This is a genomic window from Geodermatophilus siccatus (genome assembly GCF_900103785.1).
GTDB lineage: Bacteria > Actinomycetota > Actinomycetes > Mycobacteriales > Geodermatophilaceae > Geodermatophilus > Geodermatophilus siccatus.
On the sequence record NZ_FNHE01000006.1, the window covers coordinates 114,520 to 136,718 of the forward strand.

The following is a 22,199-nucleotide window of genomic DNA, read 5'->3' on the forward strand; positions in this document are numbered from 1 at the left end:
CCCGAAACCGACCTCCGGCGGTCCTCCGGGGTCCGATCCGCCACACTACGTCCCGTGCAGTTCGACGTGACGATCGAGATCCCGAAGGGCCAGCGGAACAAGTACGAGCTGGACCACACCACCGGACGCATCCGCCTGGACCGGATGCTCTTCACCTCCACCCGCTACCCGGCCGACTACGGGTACATCGAGAACACCCTCGGCCAGGACGACGACCCGCTCGACGCCCTGGTCCTCCTGGAGGAGCCGACCTTCCCCGGCTGCCTCATCACCTGCCGCGCCATCGGCATGTTCCGCATGACCGACGAGAAGGGCGGCGACGACAAGGTCCTCTGCGTGCCGGCCACCGACCCGCGGATGGCCCACCTGACCGACATCGGCGACGTCTCGGAGTTCGACCGGCTGGAGATCCAGCACTTCTTCGAGACCTACAAGGACCTCGAGCCGGGCAAGTCGGTCGAGGGCGCCGAGTGGACCGGCCGTGAGGAGGCCGAGGCGGAGATCAACGCCTCGCTCCGACGGGCCGAGGAAGCAGAACCGCACCACTGATACAGGACCCTCCTGCCCCTGGCCCCTCACCGAGCGGCCGCCGAGCGCACGACGGACGCCGACGGCGGCGCACCTGCCCGGGTGCGCCGCCGTCGGCGTCCCGTGGGGAGCTCAGCCGCCCGGCAGCCCTGCAACCTCCCGCAACGGTTGTGGGCCGGCTCCCGCCGTTGGTTGCCTGCGAGCTCACCCGGGCCTCCCACCAGCCGGCCCGGACCGACGAGGGGGTCAGCCATGGCACCGGACCAGCACCCGCAGGCACCGCGTCCGACGGAGGCCGAGGCGTGAGCGCCGCGCTCGTGACCGGCGCCGGACGCGGCATCGGCCGCGCGATCGCGCTCCGCCTGGCCCGGGACGGCCACGCGGTGGCGGTGAACGACGTCGACGGCGGAGGCGCGGAGGCCGTGGCCGAGGAGATCGGTGCCGCCGGCGGGCGGTCGGTCGCGGTGCCCGCGGACGTGACCGACCGGGACGCGGTGTTCGCGATGGTCGACCGGGCGGCCGACGCCCTGGGCAGCGTCGACGTGATGGTGGCCAACGCCGGGGTGGCCCAGGTCAAGACGCTGCTGGAGGTCACCCCGGAGGACCTGCGCCGGGTGTTCGACGTCAACGTGTTCGGGGTCCTCTACTGCATCCAGGCCGCCGCCGAGCGGATGATCGCGCAGGGCGGCGGCGGGAAGATCATCAGCGCGTCGTCCATCGCGGGGCACTCCGGCTTCGACCGCCTGGGCCACTACAGCGCCACCAAGTTCGCCGTGCGGGGGCTCACCCAGGCCGCCGCGAAGGAGCTCGCCCCGCACGGGATCACCGTGAACGCCTACTGCCCCGGGATCGTCGACACCGCCATGTGGGAGCTGATCGACGAGCGGCTCGGCGAGGCGCTCGACCTGGGGAAGGGCGAGGCCATGGCTAAGTACTCCGAGCTCATCGCCCTGGGCCGGGTGCAGACGCCCGAGGACGTCGCCGGGTTCGTCTCCTACCTCGCCGGGCGGGACTCGGACTACATGACCGGGCAGTCGGTGATGATCGACGGCGGGATCGTCATGGTCTGACCACGAGGCACGAGCACGCCGGGGACGAGCACGTCCGGGACGGACACCCCGTGCCGGACGCGGCGCGCCTCCGGCATCGACGCGGTCGCGCGCACCCGGTGCCCGGCCCGGTCCGGACGCGGGTCACCCCCTGGGTCTACGGCCGGTCCGGCACCAGCTCGGCGAGCAGCGCGCGGACGCGGGCGTCGACGTCGTCGACGATGCGCCGCACCGTGTCGAGGTCCTGGCCGGCCGGGTCGTCGACGGGCCAGTCCTCGTAGCGCTTGCCGGGGAGGACCGGGCACGTCTCGCCGCAGCCCATGGTGACCACCACGTCGGCGGCCCGGAGGAGGTCGGTGTCGAGCCGGGTCGGGACGTGGCCGGTGACCGGCAGCCCCCGCTCGGCGAGCACCTGCGCGACCACCGGGTTCACGCCGGCACCCGGCTCGGACCCGGCCGAGCGGACCTCGACGGCGTCGCCGCCGAGGTGCCGGGTGAGCACCTGCGCGGCGACGGAGCGCCCGGAGTTGTGGATGCAGGCGAACAGGACGCTCGGCCTGCCGCTCATCGGACCTCCTCGGGGGGAACGGGAGCGCATCAGCAGCAGTCCGGGTCGAGAACGCGGCACAACGCCCCGAGGGAGTCCCGGCGGGCCCGGTACCAGACGTTCATCCCGCGCCGCTCGCCGTCGCTGATGAGCCCGGCCCGGCGCAGCACCGACAGGTGGTGGCTGACGGTGGCCTCGGTGAGCCCGACCGCCGGCGCGAGGTCGCAGGTGCAGACCTCGTCGGCGGCCAGCAGCAGCGACATCAGCCGCACCCGGACCGGATCGGCCAGCGCCTTGAGCCGCACCGCGACCTCGAGCGCCGCGTCGGCGTCCATGGGGGCGGCCGCCACCGGGGCGCAGCGGACGGGGGTGCTGGTGTCGATGACCGGCAGGGCCTTGGGCACGGGACCATCGTGCCAACCCTGTTGACATACGTCAAAGACGTCGGCACGCTCCCTGCCACGGGGATTCGATGAACGTCTAACCCTCGGAGGTGCTCCGTGTCCCGCATCCAGCTCGCCCTCAACGTCGACGACGTCGAGGCCGCCACCGCCTTCTACGCCACGCTGTTCGGCACCGAGCCGGCCAAGACCCGGCCCGGGTACGCCAACTTCGCCATCGCCGACCCGCCGCTGAAGTTGGTCCTGCTGGAGAACCCCGGGCAGGGCGGCACGCTCAACCACCTCGGCGTCGAGGTCGGCTCCGTCGAGGAGGTCGACGCCGAGCAGACCCGCCTCGCCGCCCAGGGCCTGGCGTCGGTCGACGAGCGCGGCACGACCTGCTGCTACGCGAAGCAGGACAAGTTCTGGGTCGAGAACACCCCCGGCGGAGAGCGGTGGGAGGTCTACACGGTGCTGGCCGACAGCCCGACCTTCGGCGGCGACCCCGGCGACGGCCCGGCCTGCTGCGGCGACGCACCCGGGACCGCCGAGCCGGCTGCGGCGACGCGCTGCTGCTGAGCGCACCCGGCTCCCGGACCGACGCAGCGGCCCCGTCCGGGTGGACGGGGCCGCTGCGACTGGAGCCGCCTGTCGGAATCGAACCGACGACCTTCTCATTACGAGTGAGATGCTCTACCGACTGAGCTAAGGCGGCGGACGTGCGCAACCAGCTTACGTGACCGCCCGGCCGCCCCCGCGCAGGCCCCGGCGGCTCATGACGGCAGTCGCAGCGCCACGGTCAGCGCCTCCACGGCGACCTGCGGCTTCACGTTCTGCTCCAGCGCCGTGCGGCAGTCCAGGACGGCGTCGATGCGGCGCAGCGCACCCTCCGGGCCGATCCGCCGGGCGAGCTCCTCCGCGTCGGCGCGGCGGTCGGGGTGGGCCAGGTGCGGTGCGTCGCCCCCGGTCGTGGCCAGCACCAGCGCGTCGCGGTACAGCGCGGCGAGGTCGACCAGCGCCCGGTCCAGCGAGTCGCGTCCCAGCCGGGTGGCGCGCGACTTCTGCCGCTTCTCCAGCTCCTTGAGGTGCCCGGCCCCGCGGCTGGCGGCGGCCACGCCGGGACCGCGGGCGCCGACCCCGAGGCTCTGCTTGACCGCCTCGGTCTCGGCGCCGTCGAGCTCGGCCGTCGCCCGGTCGGACTCCTCCCTGGCGGCGCTGACCAGGTCGTCGGCGGCGTTGAGGCAGGCGGCGAGCGAGACCAGCGACAGGGGCACGTCGAGGACCGCCTTGCGGGCCAGCCGGGCGTCCTCGTCGCGCGCGAGGTGTCGCGCGCGCCCGACGTGCCCGCCGGCGGCCGCAGCTGACCAGGCGGCCAGGCCTGCGTCGACGCCGTCCCGGCGGACCAGGACGTCGGCGACCGCGTCGACCGGGGGCTGCCGCAGGCCGACGACCCGGCAGCGGGAGCGGATGGTCACCGGCACGTCGTCGGGGTGCAGGCTCGGCGCGCAGAGCAGGAAGACCGTCCGCGCCGGCGGCTCCTCGAGCATCTTCAGGACCGTGTTGGAGGCCTGCTCGGTCATCCGGTCGGCGTCCTCGACCAGCACCACCTGCCAGCGCCCCTGCGACGGCGCCCGCCCGGCGATGCGGACCAGCTCGCGCACCTCGGCCACGCCGATGGACAGCCCCTCCGGGACGACGGTCTGCACGTCGGCGTGGGTGCCGGCGAGCACCGTGCGGCAGGCGTGGCAGGTGCCGTCGCCGCCGTCGGGGCACTGGAGCGCGGCGGCGAAGGCGCGGGCGGCGACCGACCGCCCCGACCCCGGCGGGCCGGTGAACAGCCAGGCGTGGGTCATCGCGGTGGGGTCGGCCACCGCGGCCTGCAGCTCGGCGACGACCGCGGGCTGGCCGATGACCTGCTCCCACACCCCGCTCACGCCGCCTCCTCGCTGGCCCTCGTCGGCCGCGTGCGCGGCGCTGCTGTGCCCATCGGTGAGCTCGCGAGCTCGCTCACGCGTGCACCTCCAGCAGCGCGCCGACCCGCTCGCGGACGTCGGCGGCGAGCTCCTCGACACCGCGGGTGGCGTCGAGCACCAGGTAGCGCCCCGGCTCGGCTGCGGCGAGGGCGCGGAAGGTGTCGCGGACCCGGTGGTGGAACTCCAGCGACTCCGACTCGAGCCGGTCGGCGACCGCCCGGCCGCGGGCGCGGGCGAGCCCGGTCTCCGGCGGCAGGTCGAGCAGCACGGTGAGGTCCGGGCGCAGCCCCTGGGTCGCCCAGCGGGAGATCGCCGCGACGTCGTCCAGGCCGATGGTGCGCCCGGCGCCCTGGTAGGCCAGCGAGCTGTCGACGTACCGGTCGGTCACCACCACCTCGCCGGCCGCCAGCGCGGGGCGCAGGACGGCGTGCGCGTGCTGGGCGCGGTCGGCGGCGTACAGCAGCGCCTCGGCGCGCGGGGACAGGCCGGTGTGCGCGCGGTCGAGCACGATCGCCCGGACGGCGGCGCCGGCGGGGGTGCCGCCGGGTTCGAAGGTGGCCCGCGCCGTCCGCCCCTGCGCGCTCAGCCACTCGCAGAGCAGCCGGACCTGGGTGGACTTGCCCGCGCCCTCGCCGCCCTCGAACGCGATGAACAGCCCGCCGGGTCGGCCGGCGGCCTCGACGGGGAGGGCGGGCGGACCGTCGTCGGACACGGGGCTCCCGGGTGGGTGGGTGGCTGGCGGCTCGGCGGCAGCCACGGTACCGGCCGGGACCGACGGGACCCGGCTCCCGGGCCCTAGGGTCGGGACGTGACGAGCACCGCCTCCTGGGACCCCGCCGGCTACCTGCGCTTCGGCGACGAGCGGGCACGGCCGTTCACCGACCTGCTGGCCCGGGTCGGCGCCCGGGAGCCGCGGACCGTCGTCGACCTGGGCTGCGGCGAGGGCGCGCTGACCGCGTCGCTGGCGCAGCGATGGCCGGGCGCGCGGGTCACCGGAGTCGACTCCTCACCGGAGATGCTGGCCGCGGCCGCCGCGCACGCCGTCCCCGGCCGGGTGACCTTCACCCAGGGCGACGTGCAGGGGTGGCAGCCCGGCGAGCCGGTCGACGTCCTGGTCACCAACGCCGTCCTGCACTGGGTGCCCGGGCACGCCGACCTGCTGCGCCGGTGGGCCGGGCAGCTGGCGCCCGGCGGCTGGCTGGCGCTGCAGGTGCCCGGCAACTGGCGAGCGCCCACCCACGCGCTGCTGGCCGGTCTCTGCCGCGCGCCGCGCTGGGCCGGGCTCGTGGGCGACGCGGCACCGGCGGAGGACGCGGTGCTCGACCCGGCCGGCTACCTGGAGGTGCTCAGCGGCGCGGGGCTGACCACCGACGCGTGGGAGACGACCTACCTGCACGTGCTGCGTGGGGACGACCCGGTGCTCGGCTGGGTCCGCTCGACCGTGCTGCGCCCGGTGCTCGCCCGGCTCGGCGAGGACGACGCCGCCGAGCTGACCGCGGAGTACGCCGCGGCGCTGCGCGCCGCGTACCCGCGCCGTCCGGACGGGACGACGCTGCTGCCCTTCCGGCGGGTGTTCGCCGTCGGGCACGCCGGGTGAGCCGTCAGACGACCACGTTCGGCAGGCAGGAGCGGACCCCGCCGTCGGCGCCCCGCTCGAAGGCGTCGATGCGCTCCTGCGCGGTGCCGTGCGTCTCGGTCTGCTGCTCGCCGTTCTCGTCGATGTAGACCGTGCCCCACGCGTTCTCGCTGGCGACGGCGGTCAACGCGGCGGTGAACTCCTGCTGGTCACCCTCCTCCAGGCGCAGCAGCCCGTCGTCGACGGCGCCCTGCAGCGTGGCCCCCGCCAGGCAGTCGGCCTGCAGCTCGTAGGCCTCCTCCACCAGCGCCGGGTCGAGGTGGGAGACGACCGAGTGGGCCCACTCGTGCGCGACGACCAGGTAGACGAAGCCGTCGCCGAGGTCCTGCGAGAGCAGCATCAGGTCGACCTCGAAGGCGAGGAAGTCCCCGATCGGGCAGTGGAAGGCGTTGCCCTCGGGGAGCAGCAGGTCGCCGCAGTACACCTGCTCGGCCGGGGCGTCGTAGAGACCGGGGGCGCGGGCGGCCGGCGCGAGTCCCGGCGCGGTGTAGCTGCCGGCGAAGTAGTCGTCCCAGTGGGTGCGCCACCAGGCGTCCACGGCGTCCAGCGCCATGGCGTAGTCGGCGTCGAGGTCGTCGGTCGCGGCGGCGCCGGACCCGGTGACCGGGATCGGCTGCGACGCGTACGCCGCCGGCTCCGGGCTGTCGGCCGCGGCCGGGGTGGCCGTGCCGAGGAGCACGGCGGTCACGAGTGCGGTCAGCAGTCGGCCTGCGCGCGTCGCCATGGTGTGGATCCCTCCGTCGCGGACGCCGCGGAGGCTAGGGGTGGGCCCCGCAGGGCCCGCAAGGTGCGCCGGGTCGCCGCGGCCCGCCGTGGGTGCGTTCGTGACCCGCGGTGGCCGCGACAGGCCGGTGCGTCGTCAACGACCCCTCCCCAGCCGGGCTCAGGCGGGGGTCAGCCGGTAGGCGTCGGTTCGGTGGGGCAGGTCGAGGAGGGCGCGGCCGCGGGTGTCGGGATGGGTGTCGAGCACCGTCCGCACCTCTCGCAGGAACTGTGCCCGCCGGCCGTCGTCCATCGTGGCGACGTAGCTGCGGGTGGCGATGCCGGCGACCAGCCGCTCCGGACTGAGCCGTTGCACGGTGCCGGAGCGGTGGTGCTCGACCCGCGCGCCGAGCGCCCGGGCGAAGGCGTCGACGACGCCCCGGTCGGCCTCGTGGCCGCGCGCCTCGGCGGCCAGTGCCCGGCCGAGCGTGGCCACCCACGCGACCTCCTCGTCGCGGGTGTTCCACACCAGGCCGACCACGCCGTCGGGACGCAGCACCCGCTGCAGCTGCACCGCCGTGGGCTCCGGGTCGAACCAGTGCGCGGCCTGCCCGGCGACCACGGCGTCGACGCTGCCGTCGGGCAGCGGCACCGCCTCCGCGTCGCCGACGTACGCGGCCACCTGCGGGTACCTCGCACGCAGCTCGGCCAGCATCGGCTCGGCCGGGTCGACGGCCACCACCTCGTGCCCGGCCGCCAGCAGGACACCGGTGAGCAGGCCGGTGCCGGCGCCGAGGTCGAGCACGCGCCGCGGGCGCTCCCCCACCAGGGAGGTCACCGCGTCGGCCGGGTAGCCCGGCCGGTGGGTGGCGTAGCCGGCGGCGACGGAGCCGAACGAGGTCCGCCGCTGCCGCCAGGCCTCGGCGTCGGCTCCGCCGTCCGGCACGGGGACGGTCAGCGCGCGGGGACGGCGTCGCTGTCCGCCGTCGCCTTCTTCGTGGCCCTCGTGGCGGTCGTCTTCTTCGCGGCCGCGGTCTTCGTCGTCGCCTTGGCCGTCGTCTTGGTGGCCGTCGTCTTGGTGGCCGTCGTCGTGGTGGCCGTCGTCTTCTTGGCGGCGGCCTTCTTCTTGGTGGCCTTCTTCCTGGTGCTCGGGTTGGCGCGCCGGTCGGCCAGCAGCTCGGCGGCGCGCGCGAGGGTGATGCTCTCGACGTCGTCGCCCTTGCGCAGGCTGGCGTTGGTCTCGCCGTCGGTCACGTACGGCCCGAACCGGCCCTCGCGGACGGTGATCGCGCCCTGGGTGACCGGGTCGGCACCCAGCTCCTTGAGCGGCGCCGCGGCGGCCCGGCGCCCCCGCTGCTTGGGCTGGGCGAAGATCGCCAGCGCCTCGTCGAGGGTGACGGTGAACAACCGGTCCTCGGACTCCAGCGAGCGCGAGTCGGTGCCCTTCTTCAGGTAGGGCCCGTAGCGGCCGTTGAGCGCCTGGATCTCCTCGCCGTCCGGCGCGGTGCCGACCGTGCGCGGCAGGGTCAGCAGCTTGAGGGCGTCGTCGAGGGTCACCGTCTCCGGGGACATCGAGGACAACAGGCTCGCCGTCCGCGGGCTCTCCTTGCTGCCCTCGGGCACGACGGTGGTGACGTAGGGGCCGTACCGGCCGGCCTTGACCACGACCGGCAGCCCGGACTCCGGGTCGGTGCCGAGCTCGCGGTCGCCCGACGGCGCGGCGAGCAGCTCCTCGACCTTCTCCTGGGTCAGCTCGTCGGGGGCCAGGTCCTCCGGGAGGCTGACCCGGGGACCGTCCTCGCCGCCGACCTGCAGGTAGGGCCCGTAGCGCCCGACCCGGACGACGACCGGCTCGCCGTTCGGCCCGGTGGCCCGCAGCGGGATCGAGTTGACCCCGCGGGCGTCGATCTCCTCCAGCTGCTGGCCGATGACCGACTTGAGGCCGCCGGAGGCGGCGATCCCGCCGGCGTGCCGGCCCTCGCCGCCGAAGTAGAACTCCGTCAGCCAGTCCACCCGGCCCAGGTCCCCGGCGGCGATCTCGTCGAGCTCGTTCTCCAGCGAAGCGGTGAAGTCGTAGTCGACGAGCTGGGCGAAGTGCTGCTCCAGCAGGTTCACCACGGCGAAGGCCACGAAGGTGGGCACCAGCGCGGAGCCCTTCTTCCAGACGTAACCGCGGTCCTGGATGGTCTGCATGATCGACGCGTAGGTGGAGGGGCGACCGATGCCCAGCTCCTCCAGGCGCGCGACCAGGCTGGGCTCGGTGTAGCGGGACGGCGGGGTCGTCGTGTGTCCCTTGGCCTCGAGCTCGCGGGTGTCGAGCTGCTGGCCGCGCTCGACCCGCGGCAGCCGGCGCTCGGCGTCGTCGCTGCCGTGGTCGTCGTCCCCGGCGGCGCCCTCGTCGCGCGACTCGACGTAGGCGCGGAGGAAGCCGGGGAAGGTGATGGTGCGGCCGCTGGCGGTGAACTCGACCGCCTCGTCGGTGCTGCTGCGCCCGGCCAGCCGGATGCTCACGCTCTGGCCCACGGCGTCGGCCATCTGCGAGGCGATCGTGCGCTGCCAGATCAGCTCGTAGAGCCGGAACTCGTCGCGGGCCAGCTGGCCGGCGAGCTGGCCGGGGGTGCGGAAGCTGTCCCCGGCGGGACGGATCGCCTCGTGCGCCTCCTGCGCGCCCTTGGCCTTCTTCGCGTAGCGGCGGGCCTCGGCCGGGACGTAGGCGTCGCCGTACAGCTCGCGGGCCTGGGTGCGGGCGGCGTTGATCGCCTCGTTGGAGAGGTTGGTCGAGTCGGTCCGCATGTAGGTGATGTGGCCGTTCTCGTACAGCCGCTGCGCCACCCGCATGACCTGCGCGGAGGACCAGCCGAGCTTGCGGCCGGCCTCCATCTGCAGCGTCGAGGTGGTGAACGGCGCGTACGGACGCCGCCGGTAGGGCTTCTCGTCGACCCGGCTGACGGTGACCTGCCGGCCCTCCAGCCGGGCGGCCAGACCCCGGGCGCCGGCCTCGTCGAGGTGCACGACCTCGCCGGTGACCCGACCGGTGGCGGGGTCGAAGTCGCGGCCGGTCGCGACCCGGCTGTCGTCGACGCTGACCAGGCGGGCGCGCAGGGTCGTCGGCTCCCCCTCGTCGGCGCCGCTGCGCCGGCCGGTGACCGCGAAGGTGCCCTCGAGCGACCAGTAGTCGGCCGAGCGGAAGGCCATCCGCTCGCGCTCGCGCTCGACGACGATCCGGGTGGCCACCGACTGCACGCGGCCGGCCGAGAGCTTGGGGAGGACCTTCTTCCACAGCACGGGGCTGACCTCGTAGCCGTAGAGCCGGTCGAGGATGCGGCGGGTCTCCTGCGCGTCGACCAGCGCGGTGTCCAGCTCGCGCGGGTTGGCCACGGCACGGGCGATCGCCTCGGGGGTGATCTCGTGGAAGACCATGCGGCGCACCGGCACGCGTGGCTTGAGCGTGTCGACCAGGTGCCAGGCGATGGCCTCGCCCTCGCGGTCCTCATCGGTGGCGAGGTAGACCTCGCTGGCGTCCTTCACCAGCTGCTTGAGGCGGCTGACCTGCTGCTTGCGGTCGGGGCTGACCACGTAGAGCGGCTCGAAGGCGTTGTCGACGTCGACACCCAGCCGCGCCCAGGACGCACCCTTGTGCTCGGCCGGCACGTCCGCGGCGTTGCGCGGCAGGTCGCGGATGTGCCCGACGCTGGCCTCGACGACGTAACCGTTGCCCAGGTACCCGGCGATCTTCCCGGCCTTGGTCGGGGACTCCACGATGACCAGCGGCCGCCCACCGCCGGCGGCGGTCCGGCGGCGGGCAGGGGTGCTCGTGCCCCCGGAGGTCGCCGCGGCGGCCCGGGTGCCGGTGTTCGTGGTCTTCGTGGGTGCCACGGTGCTCCTGTCGGTGGTGCTCGGTGCAGGCGCCGGTGGTCCGGCGCCGGGCGACGCGGTCGCTGTCCGCGCGCCCTCGGCGACGCCACGGTAGGCCACGGGGCCGACGGGGAGCCCTGTGGCGACCCAACGTGGGCGTGCCGTCACCCGATCCAATGGCCGGCGGTCGCGCCGTGTTCCCGGGCCCAGCGCGTCATGCCGACTCCCGGACTCCGGCCACCACCTCGCCGACAGCAGCCAGCGTCGGGAAGTGCTCGCTGTAGTGCTCCCAGTGCATCATCACCGGACCGGTGGGGAGCTCGATGGCCCCGAAGTCGTCATCCCACGTCGAGTACTCCCCGTGCGCGTCCCACCAGGTGATCGGGTCTGCGGGAGACGACGCCTCGTACACCTCGGCGACCTCGAGGCCCTCGGCGTCGTTGTCCACACCCGGGCTCCCGTTGAGGACGACCGCGTCCGCGGCCATCCTCCCGGGGGCGTCGGCGGCGGCGTCCACCACCCTGGTCCCGTAGCTGTGCGCACTGACCACGACCCGGGCCGGATCAGCGGCCCGAGCGGCGGAGAAGCCGTCCAGCGCGCTGTCCAGGGCGCGGCCGCCCGCACGACTGATCGACGTGCCGAGCGCACCGATGCCCATGGGAGGCCGGTAGCCGAACCAGGCCACCGCGGCCACCGCCAGCCCCGGCGCGGCAGCGCGGGCCGCATCGGCCACCGCGTCGGCGTTGCCTACCAGCTCGTCGAGGTCGCCGTCAGGCGTGTTGGTCATCCCCGGGACCAGGAGTGCGATCGAATCGGCGGTGTCCAGGTCGCCCAGCCCCAGGGCGACCAGTTCGCCCGCCGGGGCGAACTGCACCAACTGGACCTGCTCCCCGTCCGACTCCCTGCGGGAGATCTCCGCCGCCACGGCCCCGGCGGTCGCATGGCCGGGCACGGACGGGTCCGCCAGCACCTCGCCGAGCACCAGCCGGTTGGCGTGATCGCGCGCCCATGCGGGCAGGCCCTCCAGTCCACCGATCAGAGCAGGGCGGCCGTCGATGGCCGCGACCCGCTCCGCCGTGGAGAGGCCCGCCCACCAGGCAGCCACCGCAGCCGCATCCCCACCGGTCGGCGGGCACGGGACGGATGGTCCCGACGGGTCCCCGGCGACCAGCCACGACAGGTCGCCGAAGGACACCGGCGCGAGTGCCCCGCCGATGCCCAGCCCGGCGAGTGAGCCCGCGGCCTCGCCGGCGGCCAGGGCGGCCCGCTGTCCGGCGGTCACGGCCTCGATCGCCAGTTCCTCGGCACGCAGGGCGGCGGATGCGTCCTCGACGGCGAGCCCGGTGACGGGATCGGACGGAAGCGGCCCGGCCAGCCGCCCGGCGCCGTCGAGCACGACGGGAACCGACGCGGCGGCGGCCAGCGCCCGCTCGGCGAGCTCCCGTGCGGTCTCCGCCTCGCCCAGGAGGCGCTGCGCGTGCTCGAGGGACTCGCCGAGGGCCGCGGTGACCGCGGTGGCGACCGCCGAGACCTCCACGAGCGCGGCGGCCGCGGACTGCGCCGCCGGCCCGTACCAGCAGGAGGCGTCCTCCAGCGAGCGGCCGACGGCCTCCACCCGGGCCCGCCAGGGCGGCAGGCCGCCGGCGACCGAGTCGAGGGTCCAGACCGCCCCGCGCAGCAGCGGGACCTCCCACCCGGCGACCTCGGGAAGGGTGGGGGCGCTCACCGGGCTGCCGGGGTGGAGCGCCGGGCGAGCACCCGGTCGGCCAGCGCCGCGTCGGCCGCCCGGTAGGAGTCGACGGCCGCGGACAGGGTCGCGGCGAGCGCCCCGGTCTGCTGGCCCAGGAGCTCCAGGGCGGTGCCCCAGCCCGAGCCCGCGGCGCCGGCGCTCTCCCCGGCTCCCCCGCTGACCGCCGTCCCCAGGGAGACCGTGGTGGACCGGCACAGCCGCGCCTCCCCGGCGAGCTCGGCGGCGAGGCCGGCCAGCTCGGCGGCCAGCGCGTCGATGGCGTCGAACTCCGCGGCGATCGTTGCGGACACGTCAGGACCTCCCGGCGTCTGTCCGGGCCCCCGGCGGGTCCGGTGCGGCGGGACGCTAGGTCGGCCGGGTGCCGTCCTCGGGCTGTCCGTCCACAGCGCGGGTGACCGTCCACAGACCGGGCACGGGCGCGCCGGTCGGCGCGCCCGTGCCGCAGGGTCCGGTGCGTGCGCTCAGGGAGCGGTGGTGGTCAGCGAGGTGGGGGCGTCGGCGGGGGCACCCCCCACGACGACCGAGCGACGCTTGGACACGACCACGGCGCCGACGATGATCAGCGCCGCGACCACCGCGATCGCGATGCGGGCGGCGGTGTTCTGCCCCTCGCCGACCGACATGCCGACCACGGCGGGCGCGATGAGCAGCGCCACCAGGTTCATGACCTTGATCAGCGGGTTGATCGCCGGGCCCGCGGTGTCCTTGAACGGGTCGCCGACGGTGTCGCCGATGACCGTGGCCGCGTGCGCCTCGCTGCCCTTCCCGCCGTACGCGCCGTCCTCGACCATCTTCTTGGCGTTGTCCCACGCGCCTCCGGAGTTGGCGAGGAAGACGGCCATGAGCGTGCCGGCCGCGATCGCACCGACCAGGTAGGCAGCGAGCGGTCCGAAGCCGAGCCCGAAGCCGACGGCCACGGGGGCGAGGACGGCGAGCAGACCCGGGGTGGCCAGCTCGCGCAGCGAGTCCTTGGTGCAGATGTCGACGACACGGCTGTAGTCCGGGCGCTCGGTGCGGTCCATGATCCCGGGGTGGGTGCGGAACTGCTCCCGCACCTCGAACACCACCCGCCCGGCCGCACGGGAGACCGCGCTGATCGCCAGGCCGGAGAAGAAGAACACCACGGAGGCGCCGAGCACCGCGCCCACGACGTTGCTCGGGTCGACGAGGCTGAACGCCTGCCCCAGGTCCACGCCCTCGAGGGCGACGCGCACCTGCTCGTTGTAGGAGCCGAACAGCGCCGTCGCGGCGAGGACGGCAGTGGCGATCGCGATGCCCTTGGTGATGGCCTTGGTGGTGTTGCCGACCGCGTCGAGGTCGGTGAGCACGCGGGCGCCCTCGTCGTCGATGTCGCCGGACATCTCGGCGATCCCCTGCGCGTTGTCGCTGACCGGGCCGAAGGTGTCCATCGAGACGATCACGCCGGCCGTCGTCAGCAGGCCGCAGCCGGCGAGCGCGACCGCGTACAGCGCGGCACCGCCGCCGACCAGGAAGGCGCCGTAGACCGCGCCGCCGATCAGCAGCGCCGCGTACACCGCGGACTCCAGGCCCAGCGAGATGCCGGAGAGGATGACCGTCGCCGGGCCGGTCAGCGAGCTGCGCCCGACCTCCTGCACCGGCTTGCGGCTGGTCTCGGTGAAGTAGCCGGTGAGCTGCTGGATCGCCGCCGCCAGCACGATGCCGACGAGCACCGAGACGAACCCGAGCACCTGCGGGCTGACGACGCTGTCGGGGATGTCGGCCACGTCGGGCAGCACGGTGAACGAGGCCGCCGCGACGAGGACCAGGGAGACGACCGCGGAGGTGAAGAAGCCCCTGTTGATCGGCGCCAGGCCGCTCGCGTCGTTCTTGCCGGGGTTGCTGGCCAGGATGCCGACGACCGAGGCGATCACCCCGATGGCGGCGACGGTGAGCGGGAAGACCATGCCGACCGCGCCGAAGAAGACCTGGCCGAGGATGAGGGCGGCGACCAGGGTGACGGCGTAGGACTCGAACAGGTCGGCGGCCATGCCCGCGCAGTCCCCGACGTTGTCCCCCACGTTGTCGGCGATGGTCGCCGCGTTGCGCGGGTCGTCCTCGGGGATGCCGGCCTCGACCTTGCCCACGAGGTCCGCGCCGACGTCCGCGGCCTTGGTGAAGATGCCGCCGCCGACGCGCATGAACATCGCCAGCAGGGCCCCGCCGAAGCCGAAGCCCTCGAGCACCACGGGGGCGGTCTCGTCGAACAGCAGCAGCGCGAGGGCCGCTCCGAACAGACCCAGGCCGACGGTGATCATCCCGCAGACGCCGCCGGTGCGGTACGCGATGCGGAAGGCCGGCCGGTAGCCGCCCGTGCGGGCGGCAGCGGCCACGCGCACGTTGCCGCGGGTGGCCAGGGTCATCCCGATGAAGCCGACCGTCGCCGAGAAGAGCGCGCCGACCAGGAAGAACAGCGCCCGGCCGACGCGGGTCCCCCAGCCGCCGTCGTGCACGGGGAGGACCAGCAGGAGCAGGAAGACGATGACCGCGAAGACGCCGAGGGTCTTGAACTGTCTGCGCAGGTACGCCGCCGCACCCTCCTGCACCGCCTGCGCGATCTCGCGCATCGTCGGAGTGCCCTGGTCGGCGGCCATGACGGCGCGGACCAGGTAGGCCGCGAAGGCGAGAGCGGCGAGCGAGACGGCGAGGACGATCGCCACCAGCACGACGTCCCCGCCGGAGAGTGCACTGTCCGGCATGTGTTTCCTCCCAGCGGTCGGCTGCCCCCGGGGCGCACTCGCTCCGGTCGGCGGAGGTACGTGTCCAGCACGCACGGGCCTGCACGGCTGGTGCCGCCGGAGTGTAAGGGAGATCACACCCCGTACCGGTAGTCCCGCAGCCGGTCCAGTTCGGGCGCCGGGAGCCAGCGCGACGTCACCTGCAGGTGTGACAGTTGGGGGGTGACCGCGCTACACCCGGTCCGGTCGGCTCCCCCTCCCGGCACGGACCCTCTTCCCCAGGGTGGGTCGCCCTCCCCCGCCGGCGCGCCGCTGCCGGGTGCCGACCTGCTGGACGCCGTCCTCTCCGGGACACCCGAGGAGGAGCAGCCGGTCACCCACGTGCACCGGATGCCGGTGCGGGACAGCCGCACCCTGCCGTGGCCGGCGTGGGTGAGTCCGGAGCTGCGCGCGCGGCTCGAGGCCCAGGGCGTGTCGGCACCGTGGCGGCACCAGGTGGAGGCCGCGCAGCTGGCCCGCGACGGCTCGCACGTGGTCGTGGCCACGGGGACGGCGTCGGGCAAGTCGCTGGCCTACCAGGTGCCGGCGCTGACCCGGCTCGCCGAGGACCCCCGCGCCTGCGTCCTCTACCTCGCGCCGACCAAGGCCCTCGCCCGCGACCAGCTGGCGTCGGTGGCCGGGCTGGCCGACCCGTCGGTGCGCCCCGCGGCCTACGACGGCGACACCCCGATGGAGGAGCGGGAGTGGGTCCGGCGGCACTCGCGCTGGATCGTCACCAACCCCGACATGCTCCACCGCGGCGTGCTGCCCGCCCACCAGAAGTGGTCGAGCACCCTGCGCCGGCTGGCCTACGTCGTCGTCGACGAGTGCCACGCCTACCGCGGCGTCTTCGGCTCGCACGTCGGTCACGTGCTGCGCCGGCTGCGGCGGATCTGCCGCCGCTACGGCGCCGAGCCGGTGTTCCTGCTGGCCTCCGCGACGGTGGCCGAGCCGGCCGCCGCGGCCACCCGCCTGGTCGGCGCCCCGGTCGTCGCCGTGACCGAGGACGGCTCGCCGCGGCCCGGGGCGACCTTCGCGCTGTGGGAGCCGCCGCTGACCGAGCGCACCGGCGAGCACGGCGCCCCGCTGCGCCGCTCGGCGGCCGCAGACGCCGCCACCCTGCTCGCCGACCTGGTCGAGCGCGGCGCCCGCACCCTGGCGTTCGTCCGGTCGCGGCGCAGCGCGGAGTCGGTCGCCGAGCAGGCGCGGCACGTGCTGCGCGACCGCGGTCGCGCCGACCTCGCCCGCCGGGTCGACTCCTACCGCGGCGGCTACCTGCCCGAGGAACGGCGGGAGCTGGAGCGGGCCCTGTCGGCCGGCGACCTGCTCGGCGTGGCCACCACCAACGCCCTCGAGCTGGGCATCGACATCGCCGGCCTGGACGCGGTCGTGCTCGCCGGCTACCCCGGGACGCTGGCCTCGCTGTGGCAGCAGGCCGGCCGCGCGGGACGGGCGCAGCGGGAGTCGCTGGTGGTGTTCGTGGCCCGCGACGACCCGCTGGACCACTACCTCGCCCACCACCCGCGCGCGGTGTTCGGCCGGCCGGTGGAGGCCACGGTCACCGACCCCACCAACCCCTACGTGCTGGGGCCGCAGCTGTGCTGCGCGGCCGCCGAGCTGCCGCTGGTCCCCGAGGACCTGGCCGACTTCGGGGGCGCGGCGGCCGAGGCGCGGGTCGAGGAGCTCGTCGCCGAGGGCGCGCTGCGCCGTCGTCCCACCGGCTGGTACTGGGCCGGACGAGGCCGGCCGGACGTCGACATCCGCGGCAGCGGCCTGGCGCCGGTGACGATCATCGAGGGCGACACCGGCCGGCTGCTGGGCACCGTGGACGGCGACGCCGCGCACGCCACCGTGCACACCGGCGCGGTCTACGTGCACCGCGGCGAGACCTACGTCGTCGACGAGTTCGACGTGGACGAGGCCGTCGCGGTCGTCCACCCGGAGAGCCCCGAGTGGACGACGGTGGCGCGCGACGTCACCGACCTCGCGGTCGTGGCCCCCGACCGGTCGCGGTCGCTGGGCACGGTCACCGCGCACACCGGCGTCGTCGACGTGACCAACCAGGTGGTGGCCTACCAGCGCCGCCGGCTGGGGACCGGTGAGGTGCTCGCCGAGTTCCCCCTGGACCTGCCGGCCCGGCAGCTGCGCACCCGCGCCGTGTGGCTGACCCTCGACGAGCGGGCCGTCGGCCGGGCCGAGGTGGACGACGCCGAGCTCCCCGGCTCGCTGCACGCCGCCGAGCACGCCGCCATCGGCATCCTGCCGCTGCTGGCCACCTGCGACCGGTGGGACCTCGGCGGGGTCTCGACCGCCCTGCACCCGGACACCGGCGCGGCCACGATCGTCGTCTACGACGGGCACCCCGGCGGCGCGGGCTTCGCCGAGCGCGGGTTCGCCGAGCTGCGGCGCTGGCTGCAGGCGACCCGGGCGACGGTGGCCAGCTGCGAGTGCGAGAGCGGCTGCCCCTCCTGCGTGCAGTCGCCCAAGTGCGGCAACGGCAACGAACCGCTGGACAAGGCGGGGGCCGTGCGGGTGCTCGACGTCGTCCTCGACGAGCTGGCCACCGCCGAGGCGGCCGGCGAGGACCCCGCCGACCAGGACCCCGCCGACCAGGACCCCGCCGACGAGGACCCCGCGGACCGGACCGACACCGCGCAGGAGCAACCCGGACCGGTCGAGGACGACCTCGTCTTCTGACCCGGCCGACCAGGGTGCACCGGCGCGGCTGACAGACTGGGCCGCCGACCGCTCGACCGACGGTCGACGGGTGCGTGCGGGAGGTGGCGTGGCCGAGGAGTCCGAGGAACGGCGTGTCGCCGTGGTGACCGGCGCCGCCAGCGGCCTCGGGGCGGCCGTCGCCGGCGCCCTGAGCGCCGGCGGCTGGCAGGTCGCCGGCCTCGACCTGCGGCCCAGCCGGGAGACCGCGCTCGGCGTCGAGGTGGACGTGACCGACGCGGACGCGGTGGGATCGGCCGTCGACCGGGTCGAGCGGGAGCTGGGCCCCGTGGCCACCCTGGTCACCGCGGCCGGCGTCTACGAGATGCTCCCCGTCGAGGACGTCGACGGCGCGCGCTGGCACCGGATGATGGCGGTCAACCTCTCCGGGACCGCGACCACCTGCGCCGCCGTCGTCCCGCGGATGGTGGCCCGGGGCCGGGGCTCGGTCGTGACGATCTCCTCGGACCTGGGGGTCGGCGGGAGCCAGGGCGACGTCCACTACGCGGCGAGCAAGGGCGCGATCGTCGGCTTCACCCGGGCGCTGGCCACCGAGCTGGAGGGCACCGGCGTCGCCGTCAACACCGTCGCGCCCGGCGCGGCGGACACCCCCATGCTCGAGACGGACTCCCCGTGGCGGTCCGGCGACTTCCTGGCCACCCTGCCGGTGCGGCGGCTGGTCCGCCCGGAGGAGATCGCCGCGGCCGCGCTGTTCCTGCTCGGGACGGGGACGGCGGTCTCCGGGCAGGTGCTCTCCCCCAACGCGGGAGCGACGATCTGATGGCCGACCGCAACGCCCTCGTCCGCTGTGACGACGCCGGGGTCGCCGGGGCCGTCGCCGGTCGGCTCACCGCGGACGGCGTGCGCGTCACCGTCGTCCCCGCCACGGCCGCACCGGACGGCGCGGTCGCGGAGGCCGTCGGGGGCTCCGGCGTGCTGGACCTCCTGGTGTGCGCCGTCGGGCAGCCGGACCCGGCGCCGTTCGTCGGCGCCGACCCGGCGCGGTGGTACGCCGACGTGACGGCCCACCTCACCCCCGCCTTCGCGCTCGCCCGCGCCGCCGCACCGGCCCTGCGCCGGTCAGGGGCCGGGCGGCTGGTGTTCCTGGGCAGCGGCTGGACGGCGGCCGACCGTCCGCACTCGACGGCCGCCGCCGCGGTGCAGGGGGCACTCGTGGCGCTCACCAAGACCCTCGCCCGCGACCTCGGGCCGGACGCCGTCACGGTCAACGAGCTGGTCGCCGACCCCGCGTCCCCGCCGTCCCCCGAGGTGGTCGCCGCCGCGGTGTCCTACCTGTGCAGCGATCCGGCCGGCGCCGTCGTCGGGCAGCTGCTCACCCTGGGCCGGGGCGGGTCGCTGCGGCCCTGAGCCTCAGCGACCGAGGCCGAACGCCACCGCGCGCACGGGAGCGCCGTCGGCACCGGCCAGCCGCAGCGGCAGGACGCTGACCACCGGGTCGACCTGCGGGACGGCACCCAGGTTGCGCAGGTTCTCCACGATCACGCCGCCCGCGCCGAGCACCTCGAGGTGGGCGGCGAACCCGTCCGCGGGCGTGCCGCCGACGATGGTCTCGTCGAGGCTCAGCGCGTCGAGCCCGACCGTGCGGACCCCCGCGGCCACCACCCGCGCAGCGGCGTCCCCGGTCAGGTACGGGTGGTCGAAGTAGGCGTCGGTCCCCCAGTGCTCGTCCCAGCCGGTCCGGAGCAGCAGGATCCGGCCCGGGGTGAGCAGGTGCGCGCACGGCTGCAGGTCCGCCCACTCGATCCGCCCGTGGGGCGGCTTGCCGCGGACGTCGGCGACGACGGCCGGCCCGAGGAAGTACTCGAGCGGGAGCTCGTCGATGCGCGCGCCGTCGTCGAGGAAGTGGTACGGGGCGTCGACGTGGGTGCCGGTCTGGGAGCCCATCCGCACGTGCAGGACGTTGTAGCCGTCGGCCGCGACCGTGGCAGCCGGCGTGAACCGGGCGACCGGGTCGCCGGGGTACACCGGGGTGTCGTCGTCCAGCGGGTGCGAGAGGTCGACCACCTCGCGGACGGGCTGCGCTGCGGAGCCGGTCACCTGGCCTCCTCGTCGGTCGTGGTGCTGGGGTGAGGGCCCACAGGACCTCGCAGGTCCCGGTCGCCGTGTCCGGTGTGCGCCCGGCCCCGGTCCACCGGCGCGGCCACGGGGATCACGGGGTCGCGTCGGTCGTCGGGACGCGACCGCCACGCGCCCCCACGACGTCCTCGGTCCATCTCAGCACGCGGGGTGACATCAGAAAACATTGGTTGCCTATCACGCAACTCGTGTCTAGCCTCTGCGCACCGCGGTGGTGTCTCCACCGCTTCACCAGGAGGGTGCACATGAGCGGAGCGGAGGTCGCCGGGCCGGCGGCCGAGCAGCGGCGGCCGCGGGCCACCGAGGTCGAGCAGCACGGCATCGACACGATCCCCGACGCCGAGCGCACGTCGCGGCCGTTCGACCTGTTCCGCATCCAGTTCGGCGGGGCGAACACCTTCGCCACCGTCATCCTGGGCACCTTCCCGGTGCTGCTGGGCCTCGACCTCGCGGAGGCCGTGGCCGCCACCGTCGTGGGCGTGGTCGTAGGCGCGCTGATCCTCATGCCGATGGGCCTGTTCGGTCCGCGGACCGGTACCAACAACGCCGTGTCCTCCGGCGCCCACTTCGGCGTCCGCGGTCGCGTGCTCGGCTCGTTCCTGTCGTTGCTGACCGCGCTGTCGTTCTACTCGATCTCGGTGTGGGTCAGCGGGGACGCCCTCGTCGGCGGGGCCACCCGGCTCTTCGGCACGGGGGACTCCGACCTGCTCCGCGGGATCGTCTACGCGGTGCTCGGCGCCCTGGTGATCGTCGTCGTCATCTACGGCTACCAGCTGATGCTGCTGGTCAACAAGGTCGTGGTGCTGGCCAACACGACGCTGATGCTGCTCGGCCTGGTGGCCTACGCGACGCTCTTCGACCCCTCCTACGACCCGGGCCCCGACGCCTACGCGCTGGGCGGCTTCTGGCCGACGTTCGTGCTCTCCGCCCTGATCGTCATGGGCAACCCGGTCAGCTTCGGCGCCTTCCTCGGCGACTGGTCCCGCTACATCCCCGCCGACACCCGCCCGTCGCGGCTGCTCGCCGCCACGTTCCTGGGTCAGCTGGCCACCCTCGTGCCGTTCCTGTTCGGCGTGGGGACGGCGACGCTGGTCGCGGGCGAGGCCGACTACGTCTTCGCGCTGATCCAGGTCTCGCCGCTCTGGTACGCCGTCCTGCTCATGGTGGTGGCCTTCCTCGGCGGGATGTCGACCGGCGTCACCTCGCTGTACGGCACCGGACTGGACTTCTCCTCGGTCTTCCCCCGCCTCAACCGGGTGCAAGCGTCGCTGTTCATCGGCACGCTGTCGTTCGTCTTCATCCTGGTCGGGCGGCTGGTCTTCGACCTGCTGTCCAGCGTCAACGCCTTCATCGGCGCCATCGTCATCTGCACCACGCCGTGGATGGTGATCATGATGATCGGCTACTGGGTGCGCCGTGGGTACTACGCGCCCGAGGACGTCCAGGTCTTCAACCAGGGCCGGCTGGGTGGCCGCTACTGGTTCGCCGGCGGCGTGAACTGGCGCGGGATGGTGGCCTGGATCCCGGCCGCCGTCGTCGGCCTGCTGTTCGCCAACTACCCGCCGCTGATCGAGGGCCCGCTGCGCAACGCGGCCGGTGGGGTGGACGTCAGCCTGCCGGTGTCCCTCGGGCTCGCCGCGGTGGTCTACCTGGCGCTGCTGTTCGCCTTCCCCGAGCCCCGGTACGCCTTCGGCCCGGCGGGCCCGCGGCTGGTGCCCGCCAAGGAGGCCGAGGCGCCACCGGTGACCGACGACCCGCGTGCGTCCGTGCACCGCGCCGGCCGTCGCTCCCCCGCCCCGGCCGCCGCGGCGGAGCCGGCCGACCGGTGAGCGGGCCCGCCGACGAGGTGCGCCAGGCGGCCGCCGCCCTCGTGGCCGCCTTCGGGAGCAGCGACCTGGACCGGTACCTCGCCTGCTTCCGCGAGGACGCCACCTTCCTGTTCCACACCACCGACCGGGTGCTGGCCTCCCGGGAGGAGTACCGGCGGGAGTGGACCTCGTGGGTCCGGGAGGACGACTTCCGGGTGCTCGGCTGCGAGACCTCCGGCACGGTCGTCCAGGTACTCGGGGACACCGCTGTCCTGACCCACGCCGTGCACACCACGGTGTCGACCCGGGCCGGGCGGGCGGAACTCCGCGAGCGGGAGACGATCGTCTTCCACCGCGAGCCCACCGGGCAGTGGCTGGCCGTGCACGAGCATCTGTCGCCGGCTCCCCCGGTGGCCGGGTAGCC

The 22,199-nt window shown here is 74.9% G+C and carries 20 protein-coding genes and 1 tRNA gene; 9 read left to right on the forward strand and 12 right to left on the reverse strand.

Annotated features, from left to right (window positions below; translation table 11 throughout):
* Positions 1–54 precede the first annotated feature (54 nt).
* Together BLS21_RS12785 and BLS21_RS12790 are read left to right on the forward strand one after the other, a co-directional pair.
* A complete protein-coding gene (locus tag BLS21_RS12785; protein ID WP_091218704.1) occupies positions 55–549 on the forward strand; it encodes an inorganic diphosphatase in 495 nt (164 codons plus the stop codon).
* Between the two features lie 281 nt (positions 550–830).
* A complete protein-coding gene (locus BLS21_RS12790; RefSeq protein WP_091218707.1) occupies positions 831–1,598 on the forward strand; it encodes an acetoin reductase in 768 nt (255 codons plus the stop codon).
* 136 nt (positions 1,599–1,734) lie between these two features.
* Here the strand turns inward: BLS21_RS12790 and BLS21_RS12795 are convergent, their stop codons facing one another.
* The gene (locus BLS21_RS12795; protein WP_091218709.1) at positions 1,735–2,145 is read right to left on the reverse strand and encodes an arsenate reductase ArsC; all 411 of its coding nucleotides are present in this window, start codon (positions 2,143–2,145) and stop codon (positions 1,735–1,737) included.
* 29 nt (positions 2,146–2,174) lie between these two features.
* Positions 2,175–2,528, reverse strand: coding sequence for an Rv2640c family ArsR-like transcriptional regulator (locus BLS21_RS12800; RefSeq protein ID WP_091218712.1), 354 nt, complete (start codon positions 2,526–2,528; stop codon positions 2,175–2,177).
* A gap of 96 nt (positions 2,529–2,624) precedes the next feature.
* On the opposite strand from BLS21_RS12800, the gene BLS21_RS12805 reads away from it, so the two are divergent.
* On the forward strand, positions 2,625–3,083 hold the full coding sequence (locus BLS21_RS12805) for an ArsI/CadI family heavy metal resistance metalloenzyme (protein ID WP_091218716.1): 459 nt from the start codon (positions 2,625–2,627) through the stop codon (positions 3,081–3,083).
* A 60-nt stretch (positions 3,084–3,143) separates the two neighbouring features.
* Here the strand turns inward: BLS21_RS12805 and BLS21_RS12810 are convergent.
* The 3 genes from BLS21_RS12810 to tmk form a co-directional block, all read right to left on the reverse strand.
* Positions 3,144–3,219 (reverse strand) — tRNA-Thr (locus BLS21_RS12810).
* Between the two features lie 58 nt (positions 3,220–3,277).
* Positions 3,278–4,438: a DNA polymerase III subunit delta' gene (locus tag BLS21_RS12815; protein WP_091218719.1), complete on the reverse strand. Its 1,161-nt coding sequence runs from the start codon at positions 4,436–4,438 to the stop codon at positions 3,278–3,280.
* Positions 4,439–4,511: 73 nt separating this feature from the next.
* Positions 4,512–5,189: a dTMP kinase gene (gene tmk / locus BLS21_RS12820; protein ID WP_091218722.1), complete on the reverse strand. Its 678-nt coding sequence runs from the start codon at positions 5,187–5,189 to the stop codon at positions 4,512–4,514.
* A gap of 96 nt (positions 5,190–5,285) precedes the next feature.
* On the opposite strand from tmk, the gene BLS21_RS12825 reads away from it, so the two are divergent.
* Positions 5,286–6,074 (forward strand): trans-aconitate 2-methyltransferase, encoded by a 789-nt coding sequence (locus BLS21_RS12825; protein ID WP_091218726.1) that lies wholly within the window; start codon positions 5,286–5,288, stop codon positions 6,072–6,074.
* A gap of 4 nt (positions 6,075–6,078) precedes the next feature.
* Here the strand turns inward: BLS21_RS12825 and BLS21_RS12830 are convergent, their stop codons facing one another.
* The 6 genes from BLS21_RS12830 to BLS21_RS12855 all read right to left on the reverse strand — a co-directional run bounded on the left by BLS21_RS12830 (position 6,079) and on the right by BLS21_RS12855 (position 15,137).
* A complete protein-coding gene (locus BLS21_RS12830) occupies positions 6,079–6,837 on the reverse strand; it encodes a neutral zinc metallopeptidase (protein ID WP_091218729.1) in 759 nt (252 codons plus the stop codon).
* Positions 6,838–6,996: 159 nt separating this feature from the next.
* On the reverse strand, positions 6,997–7,761 hold the full coding sequence (locus tag BLS21_RS12835) for a class I SAM-dependent methyltransferase (RefSeq protein WP_091218731.1): 765 nt from the start codon (positions 7,759–7,761) through the stop codon (positions 6,997–6,999).
* 8 nt (positions 7,762–7,769) lie between these two features.
* Positions 7,770–10,691 carry a type I DNA topoisomerase gene (gene topA, locus BLS21_RS12840; RefSeq protein ID WP_091218734.1) on the reverse strand — a complete coding sequence of 974 codons (2,922 nt, stop codon included), beginning with the start codon at positions 10,689–10,691 and terminating at the stop codon, positions 7,770–7,772.
* 193 nt (positions 10,692–10,884) lie between these two features.
* The gene (locus tag BLS21_RS12845; RefSeq protein ID WP_091218736.1) at positions 10,885–12,396 is read right to left on the reverse strand and encodes an alpha/beta hydrolase; all 1,512 of its coding nucleotides are present in this window, start codon (positions 12,394–12,396) and stop codon (positions 10,885–10,887) included.
* Positions 12,393–12,710 (reverse strand): hypothetical protein, encoded by a 318-nt coding sequence (locus BLS21_RS12850; RefSeq protein ID WP_091218740.1) that lies wholly within the window; start codon positions 12,708–12,710, stop codon positions 12,393–12,395. Before BLS21_RS12850 ends, BLS21_RS12845 begins: the two co-directional genes overlap by 4 nt.
* A 171-nt stretch (positions 12,711–12,881) precedes the next feature.
* Positions 12,882–15,137 (reverse strand): sodium-translocating pyrophosphatase, encoded by a 2,256-nt coding sequence (locus BLS21_RS12855; protein WP_091218743.1) that lies wholly within the window; start codon positions 15,135–15,137, stop codon positions 12,882–12,884.
* Between the two features lie 201 nt (positions 15,138–15,338).
* Here BLS21_RS12855 and BLS21_RS12860 point away from each other — a divergent pair, with 201 nt between their 5' ends.
* The 3 genes from BLS21_RS12860 to BLS21_RS12870 all read left to right on the forward strand — a co-directional run bounded on the left by BLS21_RS12860 (position 15,339) and on the right by BLS21_RS12870 (position 19,238).
* Positions 15,339–17,852, forward strand: coding sequence for a DEAD/DEAH box helicase (locus BLS21_RS12860; protein WP_245700379.1), 2,514 nt, complete (start codon positions 15,339–15,341; stop codon positions 17,850–17,852).
* 88 nt (positions 17,853–17,940) lie between these two features.
* Positions 17,941–18,651: an SDR family NAD(P)-dependent oxidoreductase gene (locus BLS21_RS12865; RefSeq protein ID WP_091218745.1), complete on the forward strand. Its 711-nt coding sequence runs from the start codon at positions 17,941–17,943 to the stop codon at positions 18,649–18,651.
* On the forward strand, positions 18,651–19,238 hold the full coding sequence (locus tag BLS21_RS12870; protein WP_091218748.1) for an SDR family oxidoreductase: 588 nt from the start codon (positions 18,651–18,653) through the stop codon (positions 19,236–19,238). Before BLS21_RS12865 ends, BLS21_RS12870 begins: the two co-directional genes overlap by 1 nt.
* Before the next feature lie 3 nt (positions 19,239–19,241).
* Here the strand turns inward: BLS21_RS12870 and BLS21_RS12875 are convergent, their stop codons facing one another.
* Positions 19,242–19,928, reverse strand: a complete 687-nt coding sequence (locus tag BLS21_RS12875; RefSeq protein ID WP_091218751.1) for a cyclase family protein — start codon at positions 19,926–19,928, stop codon at positions 19,242–19,244.
* Positions 19,929–20,212: 284 nt separating this feature from the next.
* On the opposite strand from BLS21_RS12875, the gene BLS21_RS12880 reads away from it, so the two are divergent.
* Positions 20,213–21,796 (forward strand): purine-cytosine permease family protein, encoded by a 1,584-nt coding sequence (locus BLS21_RS12880; RefSeq protein ID WP_091218753.1) that lies wholly within the window; start codon positions 20,213–20,215, stop codon positions 21,794–21,796.
* A complete protein-coding gene (locus BLS21_RS12885; RefSeq protein ID WP_091218756.1) occupies positions 21,793–22,197 on the forward strand; it encodes a YybH family protein in 405 nt (134 codons plus the stop codon). Before BLS21_RS12880 ends, BLS21_RS12885 begins: the two co-directional genes overlap by 4 nt.
* Positions 22,198–22,199: the final 2 nt, after the last annotated feature.